Here is an 11,654-nt window from a genome sequence, read left to right on the forward strand (position 1 = left end):
TGGTTCACCTCCTTTGGTACAATAAAATATTATCACCATAATAAAATATTGTCAACAGATTTGTAAAAATATTTATAAACGACATTCTTCAATTAGAATTATTATGAAATACCACGATTTTGATGGACTCTTTTCCGAGGGCGATAGGCTGTTTAAGAAAATTTTATTGATTTGCTTTATTATTGGTGTTATATTTTTATTAGAACGATCTTAAAAGGGGTGATATTTGCCCATTGACACTATTGAAAAGGAAGAGATTTTGTGACTTCAGATGTGATCCGCCGATATACGTTACTGGTTGAATTTCTGGGCCATATGCTGGGGCCGGACTACGAAATCGCACTGCATGACCTTTCCTGCAAGCAGCCTTCCATTGTGGCCATTGCCAACGGGTCCATCAGCGGGCGCGGCATCGGCGCGCCGCTGACCAATGTGGCAATGCAGCTCATTGCGGAGAAAGCGTATCTGACCCAGGACTGGAAGCTGAATTACCGCGGGCTTTCCGCCAACGGCAAAGTCCTGCGCTGCTCGACCTTGTTTATCAAGGATGAGAGAGGTGCGCTGGTTGGGTTGCTTTGTATCAATTTTGACGACAGCCGTTATCGGGATCTTTCCGAAAAAGTTTTTTCACTCTGTCATCCCGATGATTACGCTTCCAAGAACATTGCGATCAGCGCCACGGAGAGTGTGGAGCACGAGACGTTTTACGATAATATTTCTTCCGCCATGGAGGACGCTTTTCTGGCAGTCACGAGCAATGCCAATATCCCGACCGACCGGCTGAATCAAGAGGAAAAGCTTGAAATTATCAAGCTTTTGGACAAGAAAGGCGTTTTTATGCTCAAAGGGGCCATTCCGGTTGTGGCCAAACATCTCTCCTGTTCCCAGGCCAGCATTTACCGTTACCTCAGCAAAATCAACCAGGAAAAACATTCGGACGAGGGTCCCGCCGAGTAATTTCAAGGCATTTGTAACGGCAGGGATACGCCTGAAGTGAGGGAAGTCATGCCCCCCGGCACAGCCGGGGGGCATGACTCAATGTTCTAAAGCCTTTTGCGAAAGCAAAGCTTACCCTTTCTCGTTACGGACGAAGATCGAAACACTCTCGCCTTTCGTTTGCCGCAACTTTTCTGTAAAATAAAACAGCCCGCAAAGCTACGCGCTGCTGCGTGCCTTGCGGGCCGTCTTTTGTTCTGCTCAGTGCTGGGCGGGTCCAAAGACCTGCTCTTTCAGCTTCATGCCGGTGGGGGTAGCCGCTAAGCCGCCCAGTGCTGTTTCGCGCAGCGATGCCGGCAACGCACTGCCCACCTCGTCCATCGAATCAATGCACTCGTCCACCGGTATCTCAGAGCGTATACCGGCAAGCGCCATATCTGCCGAAGAAAAAGCGATCATCACACCAGACACATTGCGTTTGATGCAAGGGATTTCGACCAGCCCTGCCACCGGATCACACACCAGACCCAGCTGGTTTGCAATGGCAATGGCACAGGCATCTGCCGCCTGCTGCGGGGTACCGCCCTGCAGCTCTACCAGCGCGGCCGCAGCCATGCCCGCCGCACTGCCGCACTCTGCCTGGCAGCCGCCCTGTGCGCCGGCAAGGCAGGCGCGCTGGGCGATCACGATGCCAAACGCAGCAGCAGTAAAGATCGACATCACGATGTCTTTTTTGGGCATTTTTTTATCTTCGTACAGCGATACTAGGCACCCCGGCAAAATACCGCAGCTGCCTGCCGTCGGGGTCGCTACGATCTTGCCCATCGCCGCATTGCAGCCGGACACCGCGAGTGCGCGGCTCATGGCTCGCGTCATAAACACGCCGCTCAAGCCGCCCGCTGTGCGCTCAGAGTAGAACATCATCTTAAAGCCCTCGCCGCCGGTCAGCCCGGAGGTGGAACGTTGGTTCGGTCCCTGCCCCTGCAATACAGAATCACACATTACATCGAAGCTCTGCTCCATTTGGGCATAAACCTCTTGCTCTGTTTTTTCCATCTGCTGGGCTTGGTCCGCCAGCACAAGTTCGCTGATTTTTTTATTTTGTGCCGCCGCTGCGGCAAGCAGTTCTTCTATGGCTTGATACAGCAACATGAAAATTTCTCCTTAACTCTGCCGCCGTGGGCGTTACACGGAGCGAATCAGCAGCACATTGATCACGTTTTCGATGCCCCTCATATCGTCGATCATGCCCTGAGGAGGCATGCCGTCAATTTCGATGGTCATCATTGCTTCCCCGCCTTTGACGGGACGTGACAGTCTGAAGTTGCCGATGTTCACTTCTTTGTATTTTTCCTTCATCAGGTTGGTCACAGCGGCGATCAGGCCGGGTTTGTCGCGGTGCAGCACCAAAATGGTGTTGTGTTCTCCGGTAAAATCGACCCGCATACCGTTGATGTAATCCACCCGGATATTGCCGCCGCCGATGCTTGCACCCTGCACGGTGCATTCCTCGCCGTTTTTGCCTTTGATGTAGATACGTGCAGTATTGGGGTGTGCGCCCGGGATATCAGTGGGTACAAACTCGTATTCAATGCCGCGCTGCTGTGCAATGTCAAGCGCATCGCGGATTTCCGCCGAGTAGCTTTTGTAGCCCATGATACCTGCCATCAGCGCACGATCGGTGCCATGCCCTTTATAGGTATGTGCAAACGAGCCGGAAAGCTCGATGCGCACCTTTGCAGGCGAGGCCTGGTTCATCACCTTGTTTGCCACCCTGCCCAGTGCCACCGCGCCCGCGGTGTGCGAACTGGACGGGCCGATCATGGTGGGGCCGATAATGTCAAATACATTCATTTTGGTACCTCCAAAGCAAATTACCGCAAGCGCCGTTTTATGCTTTGATCCATTTTTCGTAGATGCTGTTGACAATAACGCCGATCGCGTTATCGCCGGAGACGTTGCAGGCGGTACCGAAGGAGTCCTGCGTGATGTACAGTGCAACCATGATGGCGCAGATGGGACCGTTCGGGTCACCCGCTTCCACGCCGAAAATCATGTACAGAAACGGAAGCGCGGTCATGATGGAGCCGCCGGGAGCGCCCGGGGAAGCAACCATTGCAACACCGAGGGTCATGAGAAACGGAATGACGGTCGCAAGGCTGATGGGGATCTGGTTCATCAGGCAAACTGCGGTTGCGCAGGCAGTGATGGTAATCATGGAACCGCACATATGGATGTTGGCACACAGGGGTACCACAAAGTTGCGGATCTGTTCGCAGATGCCGTCCGCCTCTGCACACTGCAGGTTAACCGGAATGGTTGCCGCGGAGGACTGGGTGCCAAGCGCAGTGGTGTACGCCGGGATCTGGTTTTTCATAAGAGTGAACGGGCTTTTTTTGCTGATAGCGCCCGCGAGGGAGAACTGCAGCACAAGATAGATGAGGTGCATGCAGATGACCACAAGGAAGACCTTCCACAGAACGCTCAAAATAGCAAACGTTTTGCCGGATTTGGTCATATCCACGAAGGTGCCGCAGATGTAGAGCGGCAGCAGCGGAATGATAGCGGTGTGCAGCACTTTGTCGATGATGCCGGAAAAATCCTTCATGGTGTTATACAGCGTATCGCCGATTTCCTTGCCGCGCATGGTGGAAAGGCAAAGGCCAAGCACAAACGCCAGTACCACCGCCGAAAGCGTATCCAGCAGAGGCGGGATTGCGATGTTGAAGTAAGACGAGAGCGAATTGTCTGCCGTTGCCGCGATCTGCTTCAGCACGTTCGCACTGATAAAGTGCGGGAACAGGTTACTGGAAACAATATAGGACGCGGTGCCGCTGATGAGCGTAGACGAATACGCGATGCAGACAGTGATAATCAGCAGCTTGCCGGCGCCCTGGGACAGATCCGCAATGCCCATGGTGACGTAAGCAACGATCATCAGCGGAATGATAAATTTCAGGAACGTGCTGAATATCCCCGATGCCGTCACCACAATACGGCAGATCGACTCAGGCAAAAACTGCCCGATTAAGATACCTAGGATAATCGCAATGATCAATTTTGGTACAAGGCCCATTCCCTTTTTCATTATGTATCCCTCCGTTTTTCAAAACTCACCTTGTCAACCGCAGAAGGCATGTCTTTTTAAACAGTTTCTGCAATTGACTTCTTCGAATATATAGTGTAACATGACTATACGTATAAATCCAATTCATACTTCTTATAGATGAGTTTAATAAAATTCATAATAACTGGAGGCAATTGCGCAGATGGAAATAAGGCAGCTGAATACCTTTCTAAAAGTGGTGCAATTACAAAGCTTTTCCAAAGCTGCGCAGGAGCTTGGCTACTCTCAATCCGCCGTCACCATTCAAATCCAGATCTTGGAGCGAGAGCTGGATACCCGCCTTTTTGACCGCATGGGCAAAAAAGTGACCCTTACCTTGCCGGGCAAGCAGTTTTTGACCTATGCCACCAACATTCTAAACCAGGTTTGCGAAGCACAGGCGGCTTTGGGCAAATCAGAATCTCTGGAACACACACTGCATATCGGTACTATCGAATCGCTGTGTTTTTTTAAATTTCCTACTATTTTGCAGTATTTTTATAAAAATCATCCGCACATCTCGATCAAAATTACTACGGCTTCCCCCACGGAGCTGATCGAAATGATGGAACATAATCTCGTGGACATTATTTACATTTTGGATCGCCCGCTTTACAACAACAACTGGGTAAAGGTGATAGAACAGCAGGAGTACATCGTTTTTGTTTCGTCGCCGCGCTCCCCACTGGCAAAACAGTCCGCCCTGACCCTGGAAGATTTGCTGGGCGAGCGTTTTTTCCTCACCGAAAAAGGGGACAACTACCGTTACGGGCTGGAGCAGCACCTTGCCTCCCGCAATCTTTCCCTCACCCCGTTTTTAGAGGTGGGTCACACCGAGTTTATTATGAATATGGTGAAGCACAATCTTGGTCTGTCCTTTCTGCCGCACTTTGCCGTTAGCGAAAGCGTGCTGCGGCAGGAGCTTTCTATTTTAAATGTTACGGATTTTCAGATGTCGATGTCGCGTCAAATCTTTTATCACAAAGAAAAGTGGCTGACCGAAGAAATGAAGGAATTTATCCGGCTTGCAAATCTCGGCATGGTGTAAGCCCTAAAAAATCCTATTTCTGCAGCGTTTGCTCCTTTTGCCGCACAGCACAAAGCCGCCGGATTTTTCTATCCGGCGGCTTCTGTCTGGAACTTCTGTTTTGAGATGATATCGATTCCGGTTTCAGCGCATTATCTGTTCACCCAGGAGGCTATTATTTTTTCAGAGTTCACAGCAATCTCTTCAATCACTTCTTTCACAGAGAGGATGTCGTGAATCCGACCGATGCACTCGCCCGCGGGGATCGCGCCGTCGCCGACGTCGCCGCTCAGGTAAGCCTGCCTTTGCCGTTTGCCGTTCACAAACGGCAGGATCTCCTGCAGGGTAAGCGGATGATCGGAGGAATTTTCCAATTCCATGAGCTGCTTTATCGTCTCGTTTTTAATATCCCGGGAGGCGTTCTTGATGGAGCGCTGGACGATCGCGGTGCTGCGTTCGTCCAGGTCCACAAAGAGCTGTTTAAAATTCTGATGAATCAGGCATTCGTTGGTTGCCACAAAGCGGGTGCCCATTACGACGCCTTCCGCCCCAAGCGCCCGCGCCGCCAGATAGCTTCTGCTGTCGCAGATGCCGCCGCCCGCAATGACGGGCACGCTGACAGCGTCGACCACGCTGGGAATCAGCACCATGGTGGAGACATCATCCATGCCCGGATGGCCGCCGCACTCAAAGCCGACAATGGATACCGCGTCGACGCCGGCGGCTTCCGCCTTTTTGGCGAAGCGGATCGCCGTGGACTTGTGGATGACTTTGACGCCGGCTTCCTTCAGCATGGGGACATACGGCTTGGGATCGCGGCCCGCCAATTCGACCACCGGAACCTTTTCTTCGGCCGCGACGGCGAGAAAATCGTTCGTCATTTCGCCCGCGACCTGTACGGGCAGCATGGAAATGTTCAGGGCAAAGGGCTTATCCGTAAGGGAACGCAGCCTGCGGATGCCTTCTCTCAACTCCTCTTTGGACGTGTACAGGGAGGAATTCAAAGTGCCAAGCCCGCCCGCATTTGAAACTTCGGCCGCAAATTCCGGGACGGCGAGCCATTGCATGCCGCCTTGAACGATGGGGTACTCGATGCCGAACAGATCACAGATTTTAGATTTCATCATCTTTGTCTTCCTTTCACAATGACACACGTATTCTATTCAATACGGAAAAATCAGACAGCCGACCGGGTAGGCCACGCAGGAGAGCAGCAGAATGCTGACGGCGGCGAGAGACCAGCCGTATTTCATCTGGTAGCCCACGGAAACCCATCCTCCTCCCGACGCAAGCCCGCCTGCCGGGCAGCAGCTTGGAGTGGACAGCGAAATATTGCCGCCCCCGGCGATCAAAAGCGCAAGCACGATGGGGTTGACTCCCGCAACGCTCATCGCGATCGGTATGATGACGGCATACATGGAAACGGTAAGCGTGTTTGAGAGAAAATTGGTCATAACAATGATAAAGACGGCGACGCAGAGCACGAACAGGAATGCGGGCATGCCGCCGAGAAGCGGTTTCAGGGAATTCATCATCCACGTTGTGACACCGCAGTTTTTCAGCCCGAACAAATATGCCGTACCCATGACTGCGGCCATCATGAACACCGAATTCCACGTTACGCTCCGGACGGCTTTGCCCATGTCGATCAAAGGCTTTCCGTCCACATGAATCGCGCAGAGCAGCCCGGCGGCGGCCAGCGCCGGGACTCCGGTTCCAAGGCTCTTCATATAACCGCCCAGATCTTTCATTCCCGCCGCGGTGAACAAATCCGGGCAGAGCCACACCACAATGACAAGTCCGTAAACAAGGGCTACAATGATTTCCTGCTTGCTGATTTTCGGAACGGATCTTCGCAGAGAGTCGATATCCAGATTTTTCAGCTTGCTTACATCCGGCTTCATCCAGTAGCGGAAAATGATCCAGAAGACCGCGAAGAACGCGATTCCGGCGGGCAGCATCATTTTTGTATACGCGGCGTAGGACACGGAGAGGTTGAAGTCGTTTTTAATGTACTCGAAAACCATCGGAATCAGGATATGGGAAACCGGAGTGATGAACATGGTCCCCTGCGCCACAAACAGAATTCCGATCATGGTGGCCTTTACCAGACTTTCACCTTTCCGGTAGTCGGTCATCCGGAAAATTTCCTCTGCCAGCGCCATATACAGAATGATAATGGGCGAGCTGGTGGAAAACAGGCATACGATCAGAATCGAGAGGAAGAACATAAACATGATGCGCCAGGGGTTCCCGCTGCAGGAAGGACGCGTGATAAACCACAGGGCGACCCTGCGGGTCAGGCCGGTTTCCGCCATAATGGCATTCAGCAGAAAACAGGCCACGACGAACGGGACCATTTCGCTTCCCCAGGTCTTTGAAAACAATTCGCTGGATTTGCAGATGCCGGTGGTCCCCATCATGCCTACGCAGAGCAGACTCGGCCACCCGGAACCCTCGGTACACCAGAGCCAAAGGGTGGCGAAAAAGACACCGACCACGCCCATGCCCGCTTTGGTAATCGGTTCGGGCGCCGGAAGGATGAACTGAAACAGCGCCCATACGAGAGCCGCAATCGAAAGGTTGCGGTGCGTGGAACAGCTGAATATTGATCGATAGCCGGCCATTCTTCCTCCTCCTCCAAATTCAGGATAACATCTCCGAGGGCGCAGCCGCCCCGGTTATGCATGGTAAGGAAACATAAGATTGCACAGAGGGTAACCGATCGCGGCCATAATGACCAGTGTCACAGCCGCAAGGACCCAGCCGTATTTTCCCTGATAGCCGGCCGGCGTCCAACCGGCTCCGGATGCGAGGCTTGCGGCCGGGCAGGCGGACGGAGTCGCGAAACCCGCGTTGCATGCGGAGGCGATCATCAGGGCGATCGCGATCGGGTTTACGCCGGATACGGTCATGGCAATGGGAACTAGCACCGTGTACATGGAAGACACCAGCGTGTTGGACATCAGATTTGTCATAATGACGATCCAGGCCGTCGCAAACAGAACGAAGATCGGGGGGGACATCCTAGACATCAGAGGGCCGAAGGTCTGGCCCAGCCAGGTGGTGACGCCGCAGGATTTAAGGCCGAACAGGTAGGCCGTGCCCATGACGGCCGCCATCATGAAAACCGAACCCCAGGCGACGCTTTTGCAGGCCTTCTGGACGTCGAGGACCGGTTTGTCGTCGATCCGGATCATCGCCAGCACGCCGACGGCCACCATCGCGGGGATCGCCGTACCAAGGCTCTTCATATATTTACCCAAAACAGTCAGGCCTATCGCCGTAAACAGATCCGGGCAGAGCCAGACAATGATTACAATGCCGTAGACGACGGCTGAGATGATCTCCTGGGCCGATACTTTCGGCATTGTAGCACGAAGCGCCTCGATATCGAGATTCGCCATTTTTTCAACATCCGGTTTCATGATAAAACGGAAGATGAGCCAGAAGGCGATGAACCAGATCAGGCCGCAAAGCATAAAGATCGAAGAAAACTGCGCATAAGTGACGTCTACGCCAAAGTCTTTGTTCATGTAACCGAAAATGGCCGGGATCAGCACGTGGGAGATCGGAGTCATGAACATGGCGCCCTGAGCCATCCAGAAGATGCTGATCATGGTAGCCTTCGGCAGCTCGTCACCTTTTTGGTAACCCGTCATAACGAACATTTCTTCCGCAATGGCCATGTACAAGATGACAATCGGTGAACTGGTAGAAACCAGGCCGATCAACAGGCAGGACAAAAAAAGCATGAACATGATCCGCCAGGGTTTGCCCTTGCAGATTCGGCGGGTGATAAACCACATTGCGAATCTGCGGGTAAAGCCCGTTTCCGCCATTGCGATATTGAGCAGGAAACAAGCCACGACAAAGGGAACCATGGAATTGCCCCAGGTCTTTTCGAACAAATCGGTCGCGCTGCAGACTCCGGTGGTGCCCATCATGCCGACGCAGAGAATGCTGGTCCAGCCGATTCCCACCTTGATCCACAGGAAAAGCGTCGCGAGGAAGATCCCGGCGACTCCCATGCCGGCTTTTGTGATCGGCGCCGGCGCCGGAAGGATAAACTGGAAGACGGCATAGATGGCGATTGCGAGCAGCATATTCCTGGTCCAGGTCTTATCGGTCTTGATTTTTTGGATTGCTTCTTGCATGAATACATTCCTCCTCAATTGGTGTAAAAAAGCTCATTTGGGGTTCTTTTTGCATTCAGCGGCGATTTTCCACTTCTCTTTCAGCACATGAACCTTCTCTTCGTTCCAACCGTAGCGGGCAAAGACCTCCGCGCTGTGTTCGCCGAGGTCGGGGGCCCGCTTCATCTCCATCGGCGTTTTGGAAAACTGCATCCATGGCCCGCGCGCCCGTATTGACTTCACGTTCCTGAAGCTGGGCTGGGTCGGAATTTCGACCAGACTGCCTCTTTCCCACAGCACCGGATCGTTCGCGACCTCGTGAGTGGATTTGATCTTGCAGCAGGCGACTCCGTTGCCTTCCATCCGGCTGATTGCGTCGTCGATCCTGTCAAACCGGCTCAGCCACCCCTCGATTTCGGGCACCAGCTCCCTGATGTTTTGAGCCCGGAGCAGAACGGAGCAGAAACGGGGGTCGTCGATCAGGTCGGGCCTCTCCATTGCGGTGCACAGCCTTTTCCACATGGAAGGGGTGTACGCGGCAATCACGACGCTTTGACCGTTCTTGCCGAGGTAAATGCCATAGGGAGCCATCGTTTGGTGGTGCCGCCCCGAGCGCGTGGGATAAGCGTCCAGCGTCGCCGCGTTTTCAAGGGTGCTGTTGCAGCTCACCAGGCCGTCCAGAAGCGAAATATCTATGTATTGGCCCTCTCCCGTCAGGTTCCGGTAATACAGAGCGGTTACAATTGCGCCGTACGCGTTGAAGCTGCCGACATAGTCGCCGATCGTGACTCCCTGCTTTACGGGCGCTCCGTCCGGCTCGCCGGCCAGATCCATCAGCCCGGACATCCCCTGGGCGATGATGTCGAAGCCCGGCTTTTTTGCATATGCCCCGGTTTGCCCGCACGCGGAAATGGAGCAGTAAATGAGCTTGGGATTGATCTGAACCACATTCTCGTAGTCCAGGCCAAACCTTTTCATGTTGCCCGGTTTGAAGCTCTCCACCAGGATATCCGCATCCCGGATCAGACTTCTGGCCATCTCCTGAGCTTCCGGGTCGTCGAGAGCCAGCTCCACGGATTTTTTTCCGCGGTTGAACCAGATATACTGCAGAGACTGGCCCTCGATTCGGGGCGCGATCGCGCGGCTGTCGTCCCCCACGAAGGGGCGCTCGATCTTGATCACCTCGGCGCCCAGGTCCGCAAAAATTGCGGCGCAGCAGGGGCCGGCCAGATTGTTGCTGAAGTCCAGAACCCTGATTCCTTCAAAAACCCTGCGCATCTCTTCTCCCTCCTTCATTCAGGAATGCAGGATGTCGCTCGCGATGACCATCCTCTGAATCTGGTTGGTCCCTTCAAAGATCTGGTAGATCTTCGCATCCCTCATCCTTTTCTCGACCGGATATTCCCGGCTGTATCCGTAGCCTCCCAGCACCTGGACCGCGTCGGTGCAGACCTCCATTCCCGCGTCCGCGGCGAAAGCCTTGGAGGAGGAGGAGAGCCTTGCGTCGAAAATCCCGGCGTCCGCGCAGCGGCAGGAATACCAGACCATCTGGCGGGCCGCTTCCAGCTTCATATACATGTTTGCAAGCATAAAGGAAATCCCCTGATTTTTGCAGATGGGCCGGCCGAATGTCGTCCGTACTTTTGAATACTCCACAGCGCACTCATAGGCATACTGTGCGTTTCCCACCGCGCCGGCGCCGGCCGTGGGACGGGTGTAGCCGAGGGAACGCTTGCAGATCGACATTCCCTCTCCCTCGGCGCCGATCATGTTTTTGAGGGGAATCCGCACGTCTTCGAAGACAACGTCGTTGGTGCAGGAGGTTCTGTAACCCATTTTATCCTCGTGCTTGCCGATGGAAATGCCCGGAGTGTCGCGGGGAACCAAAAAGCAGGCGATCCCCTTGGCGCCCAGAGAGGAGTCCGAGGTCGCGAAGACGGTATACAAATTGGATACTTCCCCGTTTGAAATAAAGCCCTTTCGGCCGTTGATGACGACCGAGTCCCCGTCTTTCACATATTTTGTTTTTACCGCCGCGGCGTCGGAACCCGCGTTCGGCTCGGTCAGGGCAAAGGACATCAGGCCTCCGTTAGTCAGAATGTCGGCCGCGATTTTCCAGTGATATTCGTTTCCGGCCACCTTGATGGGGACGATGCCCATGTAAGCGCCCGCAACGGTGCCTGAAAAACCGGCGTCGCCTCTTGCCAGCTCTTCCTTGATGAGCGAATATGTAAAAATGTCCCCGCCGCATCCGCCGTATTTTTCCGGCAGGGTATAGGTTGTCAGTCCCATTTCAAAGGCTTTCCGGTATAGTTCCTTTGGAAACGTGCCGTCTATTTCGCATTCCTTGGCGGTCGGAATGATTTCCTTATCGGCGAATTCCCTGACCATGAGCTGCAGGTCGCGCTGTTCTTCGGTCAGAAGATAGAAATGATTGGTCACGATGATT

Annotated in this window: 10 protein-coding genes; 2 read left to right on the top strand and 8 right to left on the bottom strand. The window is 53.7% G+C overall.

Features of this window, described 5'->3' with window-relative positions; genetic code table 11:
* Window positions 1-261: 261 nt before the first annotated feature.
* Window positions 262-957, top strand: coding sequence for a helix-turn-helix transcriptional regulator (locus EQM14_RS02265; protein ID WP_128741423.1), 696 nt, complete (start codon window positions 262-264; stop codon window positions 955-957).
* Between the two features lie 240 nt (window positions 958-1,197).
* On the opposite strand, the gene sdaAA is transcribed toward EQM14_RS02265, so the two are convergent.
* Genes sdaAA through EQM14_RS02280 form a run of 3 tightly spaced genes read right to left on the bottom strand, consistent with a single transcriptional unit; the run spans window position 1,198 to window position 4,024 of the window.
* Complete coding sequence (sdaAA, locus tag EQM14_RS02270) at window positions 1,198-2,088, bottom strand: L-serine ammonia-lyase, iron-sulfur-dependent, subunit alpha (protein WP_128741424.1); 891 nt, start codon at window positions 2,086-2,088, stop codon at window positions 1,198-1,200.
* Between the two features lie 33 nt (window positions 2,089-2,121).
* A complete protein-coding gene (gene sdaAB / locus EQM14_RS02275; RefSeq protein ID WP_128741425.1) occupies window positions 2,122-2,790 on the bottom strand; it encodes an L-serine ammonia-lyase, iron-sulfur-dependent subunit beta in 669 nt (222 codons plus the stop codon).
* 37 nt (window positions 2,791-2,827) lie between these two features.
* Window positions 2,828-4,024, bottom strand: coding sequence for a dicarboxylate/amino acid:cation symporter (locus tag EQM14_RS02280; RefSeq protein ID WP_205703190.1), 1,197 nt, complete (start codon window positions 4,022-4,024; stop codon window positions 2,828-2,830).
* A gap of 181 nt (window positions 4,025-4,205) precedes the next feature.
* Between EQM14_RS02280 and EQM14_RS02285 the strand changes: the two genes are divergently transcribed.
* The gene (locus tag EQM14_RS02285) at window positions 4,206-5,090 is read left to right on the top strand and encodes a LysR family transcriptional regulator (protein ID WP_128741427.1); all 885 of its coding nucleotides are present in this window, start codon (window positions 4,206-4,208) and stop codon (window positions 5,088-5,090) included.
* Window positions 5,091-5,221: 131 nt separating this feature from the next.
* Here the strand turns inward: EQM14_RS02285 and EQM14_RS02290 are convergent, their stop codons facing one another.
* The 5 genes from EQM14_RS02290 to EQM14_RS02310 are packed head-to-tail and all read right to left on the bottom strand — an operon-like array spanning window position 5,222 to window position 11,647.
* Complete coding sequence (locus tag EQM14_RS02290; RefSeq protein WP_243112587.1) at window positions 5,222-6,196, bottom strand: NAD(P)H-dependent flavin oxidoreductase; 975 nt, start codon at window positions 6,194-6,196, stop codon at window positions 5,222-5,224.
* Window positions 6,197-6,232: 36 nt separating this feature from the next.
* Entirely contained in the window at window positions 6,233-7,696 is a 1,464-nt protein-coding gene (locus EQM14_RS02295) for an SLC13 family permease (RefSeq protein WP_128741428.1), read from the bottom strand.
* A gap of 54 nt (window positions 7,697-7,750) precedes the next feature.
* The gene (locus EQM14_RS02300; RefSeq protein ID WP_128741429.1) at window positions 7,751-9,226 is read right to left on the bottom strand and encodes an SLC13 family permease; all 1,476 of its coding nucleotides are present in this window, start codon (window positions 9,224-9,226) and stop codon (window positions 7,751-7,753) included.
* 33 nt (window positions 9,227-9,259) lie between these two features.
* Window positions 9,260-10,483: a CaiB/BaiF CoA transferase family protein gene (locus tag EQM14_RS02305; RefSeq protein WP_164918922.1), complete on the bottom strand. Its 1,224-nt coding sequence runs from the start codon at window positions 10,481-10,483 to the stop codon at window positions 9,260-9,262.
* A gap of 18 nt (window positions 10,484-10,501) precedes the next feature.
* Window positions 10,502-11,647, bottom strand: a complete 1,146-nt coding sequence (locus tag EQM14_RS02310; RefSeq protein WP_243112588.1) for an acyl-CoA dehydrogenase family protein — start codon at window positions 11,645-11,647, stop codon at window positions 10,502-10,504.
* Window positions 11,648-11,654 lie beyond the last annotated feature (7 nt).

The sequence above is a fragment of the Caproiciproducens sp. NJN-50 genome, from assembly GCF_004103755.1.
Classification (GTDB): domain Bacteria; phylum Bacillota; class Clostridia; order Oscillospirales; family Acutalibacteraceae; genus Caproicibacter.